The organism is Pseudomonas fortuita (genome assembly GCF_026898135.2).
GTDB classification, from domain to species: domain Bacteria; phylum Pseudomonadota; class Gammaproteobacteria; order Pseudomonadales; family Pseudomonadaceae; genus Aquipseudomonas; species Aquipseudomonas fortuita.
Map to the genome: position 1 here is coordinate 4,164,520 of NZ_CP114035.2, position 17,089 is coordinate 4,181,608.

At 63.2% G+C, this 17,089-nt stretch carries 11 protein-coding genes and 1 pseudogene; 9 read left to right on the top strand and 3 right to left on the bottom strand.

Features of this window, described 5'->3' with window-relative positions:
- Positions 1 to 132 precede the first annotated feature (132 nt).
- Both zwf and gnd read right to left on the bottom strand, forming a co-directional pair.
- Entirely contained in the window at positions 133 to 1,638 is a 1,506-nt protein-coding gene (gene zwf, locus OZ911_RS19305) for a glucose-6-phosphate dehydrogenase (protein ID WP_070086566.1), read from the bottom strand.
- Positions 1,635 to 2,618 carry a phosphogluconate dehydrogenase (NAD(+)-dependent, decarboxylating) gene (gene gnd / locus OZ911_RS19310; RefSeq protein WP_016488154.1) on the bottom strand — a complete coding sequence of 328 codons (984 nt, stop codon included), beginning with the start codon at positions 2,616 to 2,618 and terminating at the stop codon, positions 1,635 to 1,637. The genes zwf and gnd overlap by 4 nt, the downstream gene beginning before the upstream one ends.
- Positions 2,619 to 2,821: 203 nt before the next feature.
- Between gnd and OZ911_RS19315 the strand changes: the two genes are divergently transcribed.
- The gene (locus OZ911_RS19315) at positions 2,822 to 2,989 is read left to right on the top strand and encodes a DUF6026 family protein (RefSeq protein WP_016488155.1); all 168 of its coding nucleotides are present in this window, start codon (positions 2,822 to 2,824) and stop codon (positions 2,987 to 2,989) included.
- Between the two features lie 9 nt (positions 2,990 to 2,998).
- Here the strand turns inward: OZ911_RS19315 and OZ911_RS19320 are convergent, their stop codons facing one another.
- Positions 2,999 to 3,748 carry an RHS repeat-associated core domain-containing protein gene (locus OZ911_RS19320; RefSeq protein ID WP_083283716.1) on the bottom strand — a complete coding sequence of 250 codons (750 nt, stop codon included), beginning with the start codon at positions 3,746 to 3,748 and terminating at the stop codon, positions 2,999 to 3,001.
- Between the two features lie 620 nt (positions 3,749 to 4,368).
- Here OZ911_RS19320 and glgA point away from each other — a divergent pair.
- The 8 genes and pseudogenes from glgA to OZ911_RS19360 all read left to right on the top strand — a co-directional run bounded on the left by glgA (position 4,369) and on the right by OZ911_RS19360 (position 17,027).
- The gene (glgA, locus tag OZ911_RS19325; protein ID WP_016488156.1) at positions 4,369 to 5,928 is read left to right on the top strand and encodes a glycogen synthase GlgA; all 1,560 of its coding nucleotides are present in this window, start codon (positions 4,369 to 4,371) and stop codon (positions 5,926 to 5,928) included.
- 14 nt (positions 5,929 to 5,942) lie between these two features.
- A complete protein-coding gene (gene treZ, locus OZ911_RS19330; RefSeq protein ID WP_016488157.1) occupies positions 5,943 to 7,685 on the top strand; it encodes a malto-oligosyltrehalose trehalohydrolase in 1,743 nt (580 codons plus the stop codon).
- Positions 7,682 to 9,748, top strand: a complete 2,067-nt coding sequence (gene malQ / locus OZ911_RS19335; protein WP_070086565.1) for a 4-alpha-glucanotransferase — start codon at positions 7,682 to 7,684, stop codon at positions 9,746 to 9,748. Before treZ ends, malQ begins: the two co-directional genes overlap by 4 nt.
- Positions 9,745 to 12,519, top strand: coding sequence for a malto-oligosyltrehalose synthase (locus tag OZ911_RS19340; RefSeq protein ID WP_070086564.1), 2,775 nt, complete (start codon positions 9,745 to 9,747; stop codon positions 12,517 to 12,519). The genes malQ and OZ911_RS19340 overlap by 4 nt, the downstream gene beginning before the upstream one ends.
- A gap of 14 nt (positions 12,520 to 12,533) precedes the next feature.
- Positions 12,534 to 12,818, top strand: a complete 285-nt coding sequence (locus OZ911_RS19345) for a DUF2934 domain-containing protein (protein WP_016488160.1) — start codon at positions 12,534 to 12,536, stop codon at positions 12,816 to 12,818.
- Positions 12,819 to 12,971: 153 nt separating this feature from the next.
- Positions 12,972 to 15,125, top strand: a complete 2,154-nt coding sequence (gene glgX, locus OZ911_RS19350; protein ID WP_016488161.1) for a glycogen debranching protein GlgX — start codon at positions 12,972 to 12,974, stop codon at positions 15,123 to 15,125.
- Positions 15,126 to 15,267: 142 nt separating this feature from the next.
- Positions 15,268 to 15,602: pseudogene (locus OZ911_RS19355) on the top strand (endonuclease/exonuclease/phosphatase family protein); the annotation flags it as partial.
- A gap of 348 nt (positions 15,603 to 15,950) precedes the next feature.
- Positions 15,951 to 17,027 carry an autotransporter domain-containing protein gene (locus tag OZ911_RS19360; RefSeq protein WP_016488163.1) on the top strand — a complete coding sequence of 359 codons (1,077 nt, stop codon included), beginning with the start codon at positions 15,951 to 15,953 and terminating at the stop codon, positions 17,025 to 17,027.
- Positions 17,028 to 17,089 lie beyond the last annotated feature (62 nt).

Consider the following 17,089-nt stretch of genomic DNA (forward strand, 5'->3'; position numbering starts at 1 on the left):
GCCTGTGCCGGCCGCTTCGCGGGGCAAGCCCGCTCCCACAGGTACTGCACACGGCTTAAGTGCAGTAGGGTTCCCTGTGGGAGCGGGCTTGCCCCGCGAAGCGGCCGGCACAGGCAACCCAGCTTGATCAGGTCAGCCCAAGCGGTGCCACTCGCGCTTGTCGCGGGTCAGCAATTCATTGCCAGCGTCAGGCCCGTCTTCACCGGCCGGGTACTGATGCACCTCGCCATCCTGGGCCCAGGCATCGAGAAACGGCTGCACCGCTCGCCAGCCGTTCTCGATGTTGTCAGCCCGCTGGAACAGGGTCTGGTCACCGGTCAGGCAGTCGTAAATCAGCGTCTCGTAGCCGGTCGCCGAGGTCATCTTGAAGAAGTCTTTATAGGCAAAGCCCAGCTCCACATTCTCCATCACCAGCTCCGGCCCTGGCCGTTTGGCCTGCAGGTCGAACCACATGCCTTCGTTGGGCTGAATCTGGATTTTCAGGTAGTTGGGCTTGGGCCGCTCCAGCTCCGACTCGCGGAACTGCGCATACGGCGCGGGCTTGAAGCAAATGGCAATTTCGGTGTCGCGCACGCTCATGCGCTTGCCGGTGCGCAAGTAGAACGGCACGCCGGCCCAGCGCCAGTTGTCGATCATCACCTTCAGCGCCACGTAGGTTTCGGTCTGGCTGTCAGGCGCGACATTGGGCTCCTGCCGATAACCGGGCAGCGGCTTGCGCCCCTGCTTGCCGGCACTGTACTGGCCGCGTACCGAGTTCTTCAGGGCCATTTTCGCCGACCATGGGCGAATAGCACCGACCACCTTGGCCTTTTCGCCGCGCACCGCGTCAGCCCCGAACGCAGCCGGCGGCTCCATGGCCACCATCGCCAGCAACTGGAACAGGTGGTTGGGAACCATGTCGCGCAGGGCCCCGGTGCTGTCGTAGAACGCACCACGGGTTTCGACGCCGACCGTTTCCGCAGCGGTGATCTGCACGTGGTCGATGTAGTGGTTGTTCCAGAACGATTCGAACAGGCCGTTGGAGAAGCGGCTCACCAGAATATTCTGCACCGTCTCTTTGCCCAGGTAATGGTCGATACGGTAGATCTGCCGTTCGCCCATCACTTTCAACAGGCAGGCGTTGAGCGCCTCGGCGCTGGCCAGGTCGGTGCCGAATGGCTTCTCGACCACGACGCGGCGAAAGCCGCCGCCAGACTCGTCGAGCAAGCCGGCCTGCCCCAGGCGCTGCGCCACCTCGGGGAAGAAACGCGGCGAGGTGGCCAGGTAGAAGATCGCATTGCCGTGGCTGGTTTTGTCGATGCGCTTGGCGAGGGCCTGGTAAGTGGCCGGGTCGAGGAAATCGCCCGTCTGGTAATCCAGGCGCTTGGCCAGGCGTGCCCAGAGCTTTTCGTCCAGGCACTTGGCGCTGCCCTCGCCGCCTTTATCCCGCTCGAGCATGAACGCATGCAGGCGCTCTGCAAATTCCTCGGCGCTGGCCGGGTTGTGGTCCACGCCAACGATGCGCAAGTTGCGGTCCAGCAAACCGTCGCGGCTGAGGTTGTACAGCGCCGGCATCAGCAGGCGCTTGACCAGGTCGCCATTGGCGCCAAACAGGAACAGGGTACAGGGAGGTGCGGCTGGAATGGTCTGTTTGGTCATTCGCCTTTCTTCTCGACGTGGCCACCGAAGCCCAGGCGCATGGCCGAAAGGATCTTGTCACCATACGTGCCCTGCTGCTGGCGCGAGCGGAAGCGCGCAAACAGTGCGCTGGACAGCACCGGCACCGGCACCGCCTGCTCAACGGCGGCATCGATGGTCCAGCGGCCTTCGCCACTGTCGGATACCGAGCCACTGAACTGCGACAGCTGCGGGTCGGCCACCAAGGCATCGGCGGTGAGGTCGAGCAGCCATGAGGTTACCACGCTGCCACGCCGCCACACCTCGGCGATCTCGGCCACGTTCAGGTCAAAGCGCTGGTCTTGCGGCAGCTCGTTGCCGCCTTTGCTGCGCAGCAGGTCGAAGCCTTCGGCATAGGCCTGCATGAGGCCGTACTCGATACCGTTATGCACCATTTTCACGTAGTGCCCGGCGCCGGGTGGGCCCGCGTGGATATAGCCGTGCTCGGCGCGCTGATGCTCGCCGCTGCGGCCATGAGTACGCGGGATGTCACCCACGCCCGGGGCCAGCGCCTTGAACAGTGGCTCCAGGCGCTCGAACACGTCCTTTTCGCCGCCGATCATCATGCAGTAGCCACGGTCCAGGCCCCATACGCCGCCAGAAGTGCCGACGTCCAGGTAATGCAGGCCGCGTTTTGCCAGCTCGGCAGCACGGCGCATGTCGTCCTTGTAGAAGGTATTGCCGCCGTCGATGATCGCATCGCCCGGTTCCAGCAGGTCAGCCAACTGCGCGATGGTCTGCTCGGTTGGCTCGCCGGCCGGCAGCATCACCCACACTGCGCGTGGGGCTTTCAGCTTTTGTACCAGCGCACCAAGGTCGTGCGCGCCTTGGGCACCCTCGCCCTCCAGCCCGGTAATGGCCTCGCGGTTGCGGTCGTGCACCACGGTGCGGTGGCCGGCGCGCATCAGGCGCCTTGCGATATTGCCGCCCATGCGGCCCAGCCCGACGATTCCCAATTGCATGAGCCGATGCTCCCTTACGAAATGGATGACAACACAGTCCAGCGTTTCAGATTAGTCCAGCCTGCCGCCCGAGGGTTCAGCGACGAACGGCAAGACCACGATAAACAAAAAAGTTCCCACCAACTGCAAAAGAATTCAGAATGCGCCCCGCGTGAAGCGTCTACGCTTTGACTTGTCACCAGCCAAAACCGCGAGGTGTGCTCATGGGTACCTTGATGCCTGCAACCCCAACCCAGACACTTTATGTCTCCGTGCGCCGTGATGAGCTGCGTAAACTGAAAGACGAACGTGACCAGTTGCGCCAACAGGTCGCCCAGTTGAACCTGCTGCTGGCGCAACAACGTGATGGCGAAAAGGCTGTAAGCCTCTGATCGATTTCTTCAAATCAGGCTTCTGGTAATGCGCAATCGCAACTCACTATGGCTGTGCCAGCTGGCTGAATCTGAGACGGATAATCCGTGATTTTTTGTTTCACGAATCCTTTCCCGTACATGCAAGGCTAGCCATACCTGATCCCTCGGTTTAATCCGCTTGTGGGCATCAGCAAGTCGATGCTGCAAAACAGATAGGGTTTCGAGCTGAGCATTGACCTCACGAGGATTTTGCGGCGAAAAAACCCTCACATCCATAATGTCGCGTTCAAGACGCTGAATTTCCTCGAACGTTGTTTGAACGTGACTCGCACCGCTACCTCCCGAAGGCGCCCCAAAAGAGAGATCTGAACTCCGCTTAACTGGACCGGGTTCGCTTAGGGTAATAGCGGTGATTGAATCTGTTCGGCGTCCTGGCGACCTGCCGGAGTTGCCAAAAATGCTGGCTACACCCCGTTTCAACCATTTGAAGACATGGCCTGAGGGGTCCAGGCGATTCACCGGGTCGTTAGCGCAGTAGGCGTATGCGTTCGCCCCCCCTTTGCCGAACGGACTGAGCGTATCGGGTGAGTTAAACCGCATAAGTTCGGGCTTATATCCCCGATACCCGTTACCGAGCAGGTAAAATTTTGAGTGCAAGTCCCTGTGTTGAGCGTTGAAGCTCAGAGATGAGTCGAGCCACACAGAGTATCCATAGGGTGCATAAGGGATGCCTGAAGAGTGCTTATGCACTGAGGTCAGCTGATCAATTTTTTCCATGACCTTCGTCCTAGGGGAGATCGGCACAATGGTGGTGCCCTAGCCCTGAATGACACAACTGTCAGAAATGCCAGCCAAGGGATTCACTGCGCGTAGAGAATCCAATGCCATGATGACCGGGTTGTCCACGATGAAGAAGTGACTTGCTGCTAGCACCATCATGGTGCGTTACCCCACCCTAGCCACAATTTGGCGCATCCTCCAAACACCCCGCACTGCCTTCGCCCACCTCTTTTCACATCCGGTCACATACGCCAACGTTTGCGTCTATTCCGCGCATGGCAATAGTGACCAATGGGTCACCTTTTTATCTTTTTCTCTCCTACACTCGGGTTTCGGCCCGCCATTTGCTCAACGGAAGAGCGACGAAAAAAAGTCGAACTTTCGCAAACGCCGGCAGGTCAGGAACTAAGTAGGCCAAACGCAAGGGACATTCCCTGGCTCGGCCCACCCATCCCAACCAGTCCAATCGCCTTCGGCCGGAGTGCTGATCGCGTTGTGCCTGCGCGCACGAACCTGGGGCATGGAACGCACTACGCAGAATCCAGAAACAGAGAGAACCAACACGCAATATCGTCACGGGTGCCAGCACCCGGTCAAGCATAGGGACGGAGAGAAGTATGATCAGTGCCGCTGTCGAGCCTCACGTAGATTCATTCAAACCGGACAACCGCGAGCCGCTCACCCCGGATTTCGCCACGACAGGCAAGGCACCTGGCGCCCAGCGCCAGCACAACCCGAACATGCGCAAGATTCTGTTCGTGACCTCGGAAATCGCAGACCTGGTGAAGACCGGCGGCCTGGGCGACGTGTCCTCCGCCCTGCCCCGTGCCCTGGCCCACCTGCACGATGTGCGGGTGCTGATCCCTGGCTACCGGCAGGTGATGGAAAGTGACAACCCGATCCACATCGTGGGTGAGCTAGGCGGCCACGCGGCCCTGCCGCCGTGCAAGATCGGGCGTATGGACATGGCCGACGGCCTGGTCATCTATGTGCTGATCTGCCCCGAGCTGTACCAGCGCGACGGCACACCCTATGGTGCCAACAATGGTCGCGACTGGCCCGACAACCACATCCGCTTCGCACGCCTGGGCCTGGCTGCTGCCGAAATCGCAGCTGGCGAAGGCAAGATCCACTGGACGCCAGAAGTGGTGCACGCGCATGACTGGCCCGCGGGCCTGGCCCCGGCCTACATGCATTGGCGCGGGCTGAACACGCCCACCCTGTTCACCATTCACAACCTGGCCTACCAGGGTGTGTACAGCCGAGGTTGCAGCCCGGAGCTGGCGATTCCCGATCACGCCATGCAGCAGGAAGGCATGGAGTTCTACGGCAAGCTGTCGTTCCTCAAGGCTGGCCTGGCTTACTCCAGCCACATCACCACCGTCAGCGCCACCTATGCCCGGGAAATCACCACGCCGGAATTCGGCTGCGGCCTGGACGGTTTTCTCGCCAGCAAAGCCCAGCAAGGCCTGCTTGGCGGCATCCCCAACGGCATCGACGAAAGCTGGGACTCGGCCACCGACAAACACCTGCAACACAACTTCAGCATCAACGACTGGGAAGGCAAGGCGCGCAACACTCATGAGGTACGCGAGCTGTTCGGCCTGGAGGAATCCGAAGGCCCGTTGTTCGCCGTGGTGTCACGGCTGGTCTATCAGAAAGGCCTGGACCTGACCTTGGGTGTGGCCGACTACATCGTCGAACAAGGTGGGCAGATCGCGATCATCGGCCGTGGCGAGCCGGAAGAAGAACAGGCCATGCGCGAGCTGGCGCTGCGCCACCCGGGCCGCATCGGCGTGCGTATTGGCTTCAACGAGACCGACGCCCGGCGCATGTTCGCCGGCAGCGACTTCTTGCTGATGCCGTCACGCTATGAACCTTGTGGCCTCAGCCAGATGTACGCGCAACGCTTCGGCTCGCTGCCGGTGGCGCGCAATACCGGTGGCCTGGCCGACACCATCGAGTGCGGCGTCACGGGCTTTCTGTTCAACGAGTCGACCGTGGAGAGCTACCGCGAGGCACTCAGCCGCGCCTTCTATGTGTACGGCAAGAAGGACTTGCTGAACGCCATGCGCTGCCTGTCGATGACCCAACCCTTCAACTGGTGCCAGGCGGTTGAGCCCTACGCCCGCCTTTACGAGGACCTGGTCAAGCAGGCACAGCTGAGCCATTACTGAGCGAGGGTCAGAAGATGCACAGGCATGGCGCACACTTAATGGACGCCACGTCGGCGCGCTTCGCCCTCTGGGCGCCGGATGCGCGCAGCGTGAGCGTGGAACTGGAGCAGCAGCCGCCCGTGGCGCTGCTGGCCGATGACGATGGCTGGTTCACCGGCGTTGCCCCGTGCAAGGCTGGCGACCTTTATCATTACCGTATCGACGGCGAACTCCAGGTGGCTGACCCGGCTTCGCGTTATCAGCCCCAAGGCGTACAAGGCCCAAGCCAGGTGGTGGATGTGGCCGGTTACCCCTGGCAACACCCGTGGCAAGGCCGGCCGTGGCACGAAGCGGTGATTCAGGAACTGCATGTCGGTTTGCTCGACGGCTACGCCGGGGTTGCCCGGCACCTGCAGCGCCTGGCCGAGGTGGGCATCAGTGCTGTCGAGCTGATGCCGCTGGGGCAGTTCCCAGGCGAGCGCAACTGGGGCTACGACGGCGTGCTGCCCTACGCGCCTCAAAATACCTACGGCAGCCCCGAGCAGTTATGCGCACTGGTCGATCAGGCCCACGGCGAAGGGCTGATGGTGCTGGTGGATGTGGTGTACAACCACTTTGGCCCCGATGGCAATTACCTGCACCAGTACGCCAGCGCGTTCTTCCGCGAAGACCGGCAGACACCCTGGGGCGCGGCCATCGACTTCCGCCGCCCGCAGGTGCGCGAGTACTTCATCCAGAACGCGCTCATGTGGCTGTGCGACTACCGCTGCGACGGCCTGCGCCTGGATGCCGTGCATGCCATCGACCAGCCCGATTTCCTGATTGAGCTGGCCCAGCGTGTACGCGCCGCCGTAGAACCGGGGCGGCACGTGTGGCTAGTGCTGGAGAACGAGCACAACCAGGCCGCCCTGCTGGAACAGGGTTTCGATGCGCAATGGAACGACGACGGCCACAATGCCCTGCATGTGCTGCTGACCGGCGAAACCGAAGGCTACTACGCCGACTACAAGCAACGCCCCATCGACCAGCTGGCGCGCTGCCTGGCCGAGGGCTTCGTGTTCCAGGGCCAGGCAAACCGCCATGGCACGCCACGCGGCGAACCCAGCGGGCACCTGCCGCCCAGCGCTTTTGTGTTGTTCTTGCAGAACCATGACCAGGTCGGCAACCGCGCCTTGGGCGAACGCCTGACCCGCCTGTGCCCGCCACCGGCCCTGCGAGCAGCCACTGGCCTGTTGCTGCTGGCGCCAATGATCCCGCTGCTGTTCATGGGCGACGACGAGGGCAGTTGCCGGCCGTTCCTGTTCTTTACCGACTTCCATGACGCGTTGGCAGACGCTGTGCGCGAAGGCCGCCGTGGCGAGTTCGCCCATTTCACCGCGTTCGCCGACCCCGAGCAGCGAGAGCACATTCCCGACCCCAACGCCGAACAGACCTTCGAGTCTTCCCGCCCGCAAAACAAGGAAGTGGTCGCCGGCTGGCACGGCCTTTATCAGCAACTGCTAGCCCTGCGCCGCCGCCACGTCATCCCGCACCTGCCCGGTAGCCGCTCACTGGGGGCCGAGGTGCATGGCGACAAAGCACTGACCGCACGCTGGCGGCTGGGCGATGGCAATACCCTGCGAATCGACCTGAACCTGGCGGCAACTGCGCAGGCCGTCGAACTGCCCGCTGCCGCCACCCGGCTGTTCGACACCAGCGACACCCAACACCCTGATAGCCAACTGGCCCCGTACAGTTGCGTGGTCAGCCTGCTTCCCCCTGACCAGGAGCGCCCATGAGCGAAACCGCCCTGCACCGCTTGGCAAACCGCGTCGGGTTAAGCCGCGACTGGATCGACGCCAACGCCCGGCCCCAGCGCGTCAGCGACGAGGTGCTGTGCAAGCTACTCGCAGGCCTTGGCCACCCGGCCAGCGATGACACGGCCATTGCCGCCAGCCTGCGCGCGGTAGAAGCCGCCGAAGACAGCGAACACTTGCCGCCCTTGCTGACCGCCGACCAAGGCCAGCCATTGGCGCTGTCACGCTATTTCAGCGCTGCCAGCGTCGCCCGCTGCACCTTGGAAGACCAAACCTCGGTTACCCTCAGCCTGGACGAGCAGGCACGCCTGCCAGGTGACCTGCCCATTGGCTACCACCAGGTGGAAATAGACAGCCGCCGCTTCACCGTGGCCGTGGCCCCGCCGCGCTGCTACAGCCTTGCAGACAACGTGCAGCCCCCCCCACGCTGCTGGGGCCTGGCAGTGCAGCTGTACAGCCTGCGCAGGCCCGGCGATGGCGGTTACGGCGACTGCCTGGCGCTGGAGCAGCTGGCCCGCCTGGCCGCCGAGCGCGGTGCCGATGCCTTGGCCATCAGCCCCATTCATGCACTGTCGGCCATCGACCAAGAGCACTACAGCCCCTACTCACCCTCCAGCCGCCTGCTGCTCAACACCCTGTATGCCAGCCCCGCAGCCCTGCTGGGTGAGCGGGAGGTGCGCATGGCCATTGAAGCCTGCGGGCTGGAGCAACAACTGGAAGAGCTGGAGCAACGCCCACTGGTTGATTGGCCACGCGCCGCCAGTGCCCGCCTGCGCTTACTTGAAGCGCTGTACCACGGGTTCAGCCATGGCGACCATCCGCTGCGCAGGGATTTCGATAGCTTCCGCGAGGCCGGTGGCCAGGCCCTGGAGCACCACTGCCGCTTCGAGGTGTTGCAGGCACAGGCTGTAGAGCACGGCCTGGGCGCCGACTGGCGCAACTGGCCAAAGGCCTGGCACGACCCCTATCACCCGGAAGTGGCGGCCTTCGCCAATGCTTACCCGGCCAAGGTCGAGTTCCATGCCTTTTGCCAATGGCTGACCGAACGCGGCCTGCAACGTGCTCAGGAGGCAGCCCGCGGCAACGGTATGGCTGTGGGCTTGATCGCCGACCTGGCGGTGGGTGCCGACGGTGCCGGCAGCCAGGCATGGAGCCGCCAGGATGAATTGCTGGCCGGCCTGACCGTGGGTGCGCCGCCCGACATCCTCAACCGCGCCGGCCAGGATTGGGGCATCTGCGCCTTCTCGCCCGAGGGCCTCAAGCGTAATGGCTACCGCGCCTTTATCGAGATGCTGCGGGCGAACCTGGCACATGCCGGCGGCCTGCGCATCGATCATGTGATGGGCCTGCGCCGGCTGTGGCTGATCCCGCAGGGGGCCAAGCCCAGCGAAGGCGCCTACCTCAATTACCCGCTGGACGACCTGTTGCGCCTGCTGGCGCTGGAGTCGGTGCGCCACCAGGCAGTCATCCTTGGCGAAGACCTGGGCACCGTGCCCGACGGCCTGCGCGAAACACTTGCCGAGAAAGCAGTGTTGGGCATGCGCGTGCTGCCCTTCGAACAGACCCAGCCAGGCCAGTTCAAGCCCATTCTGGACTGGCCAGACAGCGCCCTTGCCACAACCGGCACCCACGACCTGGCCCCGCTGGCCGGCTGGCTGGAAAACCGCGACATCGACTGGAGCCACCGCTTGCAACTGATCGACGCTGCCACCGAACTGCATTGGCGCCAAGACCGCCAGAAAGAACACGACGGCCTGCGCCGCACCCTGGAGGCCAACTACGGCGAACTGAAGGACAACGACGCCGTGATCGACGCGGCCATCCGCTTCGTTGGCCACACCCGTGCGCCCCTGGTGCTGGTACCGCTCGAAGACCTGTTGGGCTGCGAAGAGCAGCCGAACCTGCCAGGCACTACAGCCGGGCACCCCAACTGGAGGCGGCGTTTCACCCAACCGGTGGCAGAACTGCTCGATGACGAAGATGCCGCACGGCGCCTGGAGCTGCTGGCCCAGGCCCGCGAACAGGCCTGGGAGCGTGACCGATGAAGCCGCTGACTGCGACCCTGCGCCTACAGTTTCACAGTGATTTCACCCTCGATCACGCCGTGCCGCTGGTGCCGTACTTCGCCCAGCTGGGTATCAGCCACCTGTATGCCTCGCCCATCCTCAAGGCCCGCGCCGGCTCCCGCCACGGCTACGATGTGGTCGACCCGACCTGCGTCAACCCCGAACTGGGCGGCGAAGCGGCGCTGGAGCGGCTAGTGGCCGCCCTGCGCCAGCATGGCATGGGGCTGATTCTCGACACCGTATCCAACCACATGGCCGTGGGCGGTGCCGATAACCCCTGGTGGCAAAGCCTGCTGGCCTGGGGCCGGCGTAGCCCGTATGCCGAGTTCTTCGATATCCAGTGGCACTCCAGCGACCCGCTACTGGCCGGGCAACTGTTGTTGCCGTTCCTTGGCAGTGACTATGGCGTGGCACTCAAGAACGGCGAAATCCCACTGCAGTTCGACCAGCAGCAGGGGCTGCTGCACGTGGTCCATTACGAGCATAGTTTCCCGATCTGCCCAGTCGATTACGGCTGGATTCTCGCACTCAGCCCGGAGCCTGCGCTCAAGGCCCTGGCCGAACATTTCACTGCGTTGAACGAGTCACCCACCCCACTGGCCGCAGCGCTCCCGCTACAAACCGAACTGGCACGCCTGGTGCGTGAAGGGGCTGACCTTGAATCGGCCCTGGTGGCCTTCGACAGCCGCAGCGAGGCCGGCTTCAAACGCTTGCACCTGCTGCTGGAGCGCCAGACCTACCGCCTTGCCAGCTGGCGCACCGCCGCCGATGACATCAACTGGCGGCGATTCTTCGACATCAACGAGCTGGGCGGCCTGCGCGTGGAGCGCGCGGTGGTGTTCGAGGCCACCCACGCCAAGCTGTTCGAGCTGATCGAGCGCGGCCTGGTGGATGGCCTGCGCATCGACCATATCGACGGCCTGGCCGACCCGCGCGGCTATTGCCGCAAGCTGCGCCGTCGGGTCGATAGCCTGTTGGCGCAAAGGCCTTTGCAGGCTGCGTTGGAGCACTTCCCGATCTACGTGGAAAAAATCCTCGGTGCAGGCGAGCACCTGCACCGCGACTGGCTCACCGACGGCACCACTGGCTACGAATTCATGAACCAGGTCTCGCTGCTGCAGCACGACCCGGCCGGCGAAACGCCACTCACCGAGCTATGGGCGAACGTCACCGAACGGCCCGACTTCCCTGAAGAAGTGCGTCAGGCGCGTTACCTTGTGCTCAATGCCAGCCTCGCCGGTGACTGCGAATCGGTCGCCCAGGCGCTGCTGCAGGTCGCGCGCAACGACCTAATGACCCGCGACCTGACCTTGGGCGGCATTCGCCGGGCCTTGCAGGCAGTGGTAGCGCATTACCCCGTGTACCGTACCTACTTCAACGCCTGCGGGCGCCCCGCTGAAGACGAAGGGTTTTTCCAGCAGGCGCTGGCCAACGCCCGGCACGACCTCGGCGAAGCCGACTGGCCGCTACTGGACCACCTTGAACAATGGCTGGGGGGCCAAGCCTGGAAGCGGCTGCCACCGGGCCGCGCCCGCAAGCAACTGCGCCACGCCTGCGTGCGCTTCCAGCAGCTGACCGCGCCGAGCGCGGCCAAAGCCGTGGAAGACACTGCCTTCTACCGCAGCGCCCGGCTGCTGTCGCGCAACGACGTAGGCTTCGAGGCCGAGCACTTCAGCGCCCCGCCCATGCACTTCCATAACGAAGCCCAGCGGCGCCTGCGCGACTTCCCCGACAACCTGCTGGCCACCGCCACCCATGATCACAAGCGCGGCGAAGACACTCGCGCACGCTTGGCCGTGCTTAGCGAACGCGCCCCGTGGCTGGCCAGCCGAGTGGAACATTGGCGTGAACTGGCAGAACCGCTGCGCGCGCAGCTGAACGATGGCTTGGCACCCAGCCCCGGCGACGAGCTGATGCTGCTGCAAACCCTGCTCGGCAGTTGGCCGCTGGAGCTCGACCTGCACGACGAAACCGCCCTGCACCAATACGCCGAGCGTATCCGTCAATGGCAGCAGAAGGCGCTACGCGAAGCCAAGTTACGCAGCAGCTGGAGCGCGCCGAACGAGGCTTACGAAAGTGCCTGTGCCCGCTACATCGATAGCCTGCTGCTAGGCAGCGAACACCAGCAACTGCGCAAATCCGTGGCCGATGCCGCGCAACTGCTGGCTTGCCCCGGCGCCCTCAATGGCTTGGTCCAAGCCCTGCTGCGCATGACTACCCCCGGTGTGCCCGACCTGTACCAGGGTAACGAATACTGGGACTTCAGCCTGGTCGACCCCGACAACCGCCGCCCCGTGGACTACGCTTCGAGGCGTCGCACCCTGGACGACGCCACGCCGCTAGCCGAGCTGCTGGCGCACTGGCGCGACGGCCGCATCAAGCAGGCCTTGATCGCACGGGTGCTGGACTGCCGCCAGGCCCACGCCGAACTGTTTCGCCGTGGCGCCTACCTGCCACTGACCGTACAGGGCAGGCATGCGGACAAGGTGATTGCCTTTGCGCGCGTGGGTGAAGGTGAACACGCCGTCGTCGTCGCCCCGCGCCTGGCCAGCGGCTTGCTCGGTGGCGCTGCTACACCGTTGATCCCGGCACAGAACTGGGACGACACCCGGGTGGTACTGCCGTTTGCCTTGTCGCCTGCCAACTCGACGGGACTTTTCCGTGGCGCGGCGGTCAGCTCTTCCAAGGAGTTGATGTTGAGCACCGTGCTCGCGGAGTTCCCGGTCAACGTGTTGATACAACAATCTTGAGCATCAGGAGCGTCATGATGAGTGTCGATGAAAAACGTATTCGCGAATTTGCCTATCAGATCTGGGAGTCTGAAGGTAAGCCTGTAGGGGAGGAAGAACGGCACTGGGATATGGCCCGCAAGCTGGCCGAGGCCGAGGCGTTGGCCCCCAAGGCGCAACCGCGCAAGCGCGCGCCGGCCAAGCCCAAGGCAGCCACTGAGCCGAAGGCCCCTGCCGAGCCCAAGGCGGCTGCGCTGCCAGGCGTCAAACCCGCTGCGGCGAAAAAGCCTCGGGCGGTGAAAAAGCCTACTGCCGGTTAAGCCTGTCCCGGCCTCTTCGCGGGTAAACCCGCTCCCACAGGTTCTGCACTGCGTTGAGCACCTGTAATGAACCTGTGGGAGAGGGTTTACCCGCGAAGAGGCCAATGCAGGACAGCACAATTCCCCTTCTATCACGGCCATTTGAGGATCGTCATGAGCCCCCGCACCCCTAAGAAAACCCGCTCGGTCGCACCATCGCGTATCCGCGAAGGCATGCCCTTCCCCCTCGGCGCCACCTGGGATGGCCTTGGGGTCAACTTCGCGCTCTTCTCGGCCAACGCAACCAAAGTCGAGCTGTGCCTGTTCGACTCCACCGGCGAGCAGGAGCTCGAGCGCATTGAGCTGCCCGAATACACCGATGAGATCTACCACGGCTACCTGCCCGACGCTCATCCTGGCCTGGTTTATGGCTACCGTGTATACGGTCCCTACGAGCCGGAAAACGGCCACCGTTTCAACCCCAACAAATTGCTGATCGACCCCTATGCCAAGCAACTGGTCGGCAGCCTGGAGTGGTCCGAGGCACTGTTCGGCTACACCATTGGCCACCCCGACGGCGACTTGTCGTTCGATGAGCGCGACAGTGCGCCCTTCGTGCCCAAGTGCAAGGTGATCGACCCGGCGTTCACCTGGGGCCGTGATCAGCGCGTGTCTGTTCCTTGGGAACGTACGATCATCTATGAAGCGCACACGCGCGGCATCAGCATGCGCCACCCGGCAGTACCGGAAGAACTGCGGGGCACCTTTGCCGGCCTTGCCAACGACGAGCTGCTCAAGCACATCAAAGACCTGGGCGTCTCCAGCATCGAGCTGTTACCCATTCACGCCTTCGTCAACGACCAGCACCTGCTGGACAAGGGGCTGAACAACTACTGGGGCTACAACAGCATCGCTTTTTTTGCGCCGCACCCGCGCTACCTGGCCAGCGGCAAGATTGCCGAGTTCAAGGAAATGGTCGCGCACCTGCACGACGCCGGGCTGGAGGTGATCCTCGACGTGGTCTACAACCACACCGCCGAAGGCAACGAACGCGGCCCGACCCTGTCCATGCGCGGCATCGACAACGCCTCGTACTACCGCCTGATGCCGGATGACAAACGCTACTACATCAACGATTCCGGCACCGGCAACACCCTGGACCTGAGCCACCCCTGCGTACTGCAGCTGGTCACCGACTCGCTGCGCTACTGGGCCGGCGAGATGCACGTGGACGGCTTCCGCTTCGACCTGGCGACTATCCTTGGCCGCTACCACGATGGCTACAGCGAGCGCCACGGCTTCCTCGTCGCCTGCCGCCAGGACCCGATGCTCAGCCAGGTCAAGCTGATTGCCGAACCCTGGGACTGCGGCCCCGGTGGCTATCAAGTGGGCAACTTCGCGCCGGGCTGGGCGGAATGGAACGACCGCTTCCGCGATACCGCCCGCGCCTTCTGGAAAGGTGACGAGGGCCAGCTGGCCGACTTCGCCGCACGCTTGACCGCCTCGGGCGACATGTTCAACAACCGCGGGCGCAGGCCGTATTCCTCGGTCAACTTCATCACCGCCCATGATGGTTTCACCCTGCGCGACCTCGTGTCGTACAACCACAAGCACAACGAAGACAACGACGAGAACAACCAGGACGGTACTGACAACAACCTGTCATGGAACTGCGGTGCCGAAGGGCCAACCGACGATCCGGACATCAATGCGCTGCGCATGCGCCAGATGCGCAACTACTTCGCCACCCTGCTGTTGGCCCAAGGCACGCCGATGATCGTCGCCGGCGACGAGTTCAGCCGCACCCAGCATGGCAACAACAACGCCTACTGCCAGGACAGCGAAATCGGTTGGGTGAATTGGGACCTGGACCAGGAGGGCAAAGAGCTGCTGGCCTTCGTCAAACGCTTGACCCGCCTGCGCCTGGCCTACCCGGTGCTGCGCCGCTCACGCTTCCTGGTGGGTGATTACAATGAAGCAATCGGGGTCAAGGACGTGACCTGGCTGGCACCGGATGGCAACGAAATGAGCGTGGCGCAGTGGGAAGACCCACACGGGCGCTGCCTGGGCATGCTGATCGACGGCCGCGCGCAGGTCAGCGGCATCGCCCGGCCAGGGTCCGAGGCCACAGTGCTATTGATCGTCAATGCCCACCATGACGTTGTGCCATTCAAGTTGCCAGCGGTACCCGAAGGCGATTACTGGAGCTGCCTGATCGATACCGACCGGCCGGAGTTGCGCAAGGGCCAACATCTGCAGTTCGACAGCACGTTCGAGGTCAAAGGGCGGTCGATGCTGCTGATGGTGTTGCAGCACGAGGAGGAGTGAACCCGGGGTGGTCCTACCGCCAGCAAGCCACCTCCCACACGTTCTGCACCGCCTGAAGGCCTGCACCAACCTGAGGGAGCTGGCTTGCCGGCGATAGAGCCGGTAGATGCAACACACAGGCACCTGCGATCGAGGAGGAATTGTGAACCCCGAAGCTGGCAGCACAGGTTTTGCCAGCGTCAACCAGGCCCCGGCCGTGAAGCGGCTGCGGGTACTACGGTGAAAACCCACAAGGGCTTCACCGCCTTCAACCGGCGCTTCATTCTGCCGAAACTGCGCGAGGCGGTACGCAGCACCTAGGGCGACATCGTCTTCCTCCAGGAAGTAGTTGGTAGCCACGACCGCCACGCCGCGCGCTATCCCGGCTGGCCGCAGACCTCGCAGTACGAATTCCTTGCCGACAACACGTGGAGCGACTTTGGCTACGGCCGCAACGCGGTGTATCCCGACGGCCACCACGGCAATGCGCTGCTCACCTGCCATTGGCGGTGGAGGTCAGGCTCTAGCAATCATTCGTCATAGCCACGCAGGGGGAAATAGCGAACCCCGCTATGCCCTGGTGATTATCTCGGGAAATCAGGTGCTTAAAGTGAGTTACACAACCTGAACAGATCTTTCACGCTTTCTTGACGCAAGCGGCGTCCTCTCCTTAGCTGAACATTATCTAGCAGTAAAGATCTCGCGCCGGGCCTCTAGCTCGCGCCTTCGTGCGCGCTTCAGAAGGCTGGCGTGCTGGTTTGGGTCGCCCACTGTTTTTGCCGTACAGCTCGTGACAACAGGCCAGGTCCTTGGGCTGTAAAACCACAAAAACAAAGGAGATCCGCCATGAAAAGCACCTCGAACCCCGTGCGTTTCGACAGCATTTTCTACGCGGTTTCCACGTCGCTGCTTCTGGCAACCCCGGTGGAAACTTTCGCGTACGAACTGCAGGGTGACCCCACCTCGCCCGGTTTTCTGCAACAGCCAGCGATGCCGCAGCTGTCGCTAGACCCGGCCAGCGCCAGTGGTTTGAGTATCGGTACCCTAAATGCGTTTTCGCAAACGATGAGCGCGCGGCACGGGCAGGCGGCGCCGGACATGATCGCCAGCCAGTGGGCGCAGTTTTTCCCGACCAACGCCCGCATGGGTACACAACCCCCAGACCAGCTGGAGGCACCCAGCCAGCAACTGGTGATCGGCCCGGACCTGTTCGTGCGTGAAACTGCAGCGGGCAATGTGCACCGCGCAGGGGTTTTCGTAGGGCACAACAACCTGCAGAGCAGCTTCAACGGCATACGCCCACTGCTGGGCGACAAGCAGCGCAATGCGGTGAACCTGAGCGGGGAAAGCCTGGGCGTGTACTGGAGCATGACCCATGAACAGGGCTGGCACCTGGATGCCGTGGCCATGGGTTCGCGGATCGATGTGCTGGGCCGGGGCGAAAACGGCCAACGCCTTGACGAAAGCGGCCATGCGATGACCTTTTCGGTGGAAGGCGGCTACCCGATCCGCCTGAGTGGCAACTGGGTAATCGAACCCCAGGCACAGTTGATCAACCAGCAGTTCTTCCCCGGCAACCAGGTGCAGGAAGAAACCCTGCAAGCCTTCGACAGCCAGCCGAGCTGGAGCGGCCGGGTGGGTGCAAAATTGTCCGGGCGCTACGAAGTGCGCGGCATGCCCATCGAACCCTATGTGCGGACGAACGTGTGGTACGACTTCAGCAATGCCGATGAAGTGAAGCTGGACCAGGTCGACAAGATCTCCAGCTCGCGCTACTCGACCACGGTAGAGCTGGGCTTGGGGCTGGTGGCGCGTGTCACGCCTTCTGTGGCCCTGTTTGTCAGCGCCGATTACAGCAGTGATGTGGATGACAATGACCTGAACGGGCTGATTGGCAGCCTTGGGGTGCGGATGCGCTGGTAGCCAGGCCCGGCCCTTTCGCGGGCACGCCCGCTCCCACAGCGACAGCACAGGGACGAACATTG

What these genes read in the sequence shown, in the direction of transcription:
- OZ911_RS19340 (WP_070086564.1), top strand. Translation starts at nt 9,745, where the DNA reads ATGAAGCCGCTGACTGCGACCCTGCGCCTACAGTTTCACAGTGATTTC.
- OZ911_RS19360 (WP_016488163.1), top strand. Translation starts at nt 15,951, where the DNA reads ATGAAAAGCACCTCGAACCCCGTGCGTTTCGACAGCATTTTCTACGCG.
- treZ (WP_016488157.1), top strand. Translation starts at nt 5,943, where the DNA reads ATGCACAGGCATGGCGCACACTTAATGGACGCCACGTCGGCGCGCTTC.
- glgA (WP_016488156.1), top strand. Translation starts at nt 4,369, where the DNA reads ATGATCAGTGCCGCTGTCGAGCCTCACGTAGATTCATTCAAACCGGAC.
- gnd (WP_016488154.1), bottom strand. Translation starts at nt 2,618, where the DNA reads ATGCAATTGGGAATCGTCGGGCTGGGCCGCATGGGCGGCAATATCGCA.
- glgX (WP_016488161.1), top strand. Translation starts at nt 12,972, where the DNA reads ATGAGCCCCCGCACCCCTAAGAAAACCCGCTCGGTCGCACCATCGCGT.
- OZ911_RS19320 (WP_083283716.1), bottom strand. Translation starts at nt 3,748, where the DNA reads ATGGAAAAAATTGATCAGCTGACCTCAGTGCATAAGCACTCTTCAGGC.
- OZ911_RS19345 (WP_016488160.1), top strand. Translation starts at nt 12,534, where the DNA reads ATGATGAGTGTCGATGAAAAACGTATTCGCGAATTTGCCTATCAGATC.
- OZ911_RS19315 (WP_016488155.1), top strand. Translation starts at nt 2,822, where the DNA reads ATGGGTACCTTGATGCCTGCAACCCCAACCCAGACACTTTATGTCTCC.
- zwf (WP_070086566.1), bottom strand. Translation starts at nt 1,638, where the DNA reads ATGACCAAACAGACCATTCCAGCCGCACCTCCCTGTACCCTGTTCCTG.
- malQ (WP_070086565.1), top strand. Translation starts at nt 7,682, where the DNA reads ATGAGCGAAACCGCCCTGCACCGCTTGGCAAACCGCGTCGGGTTAAGC.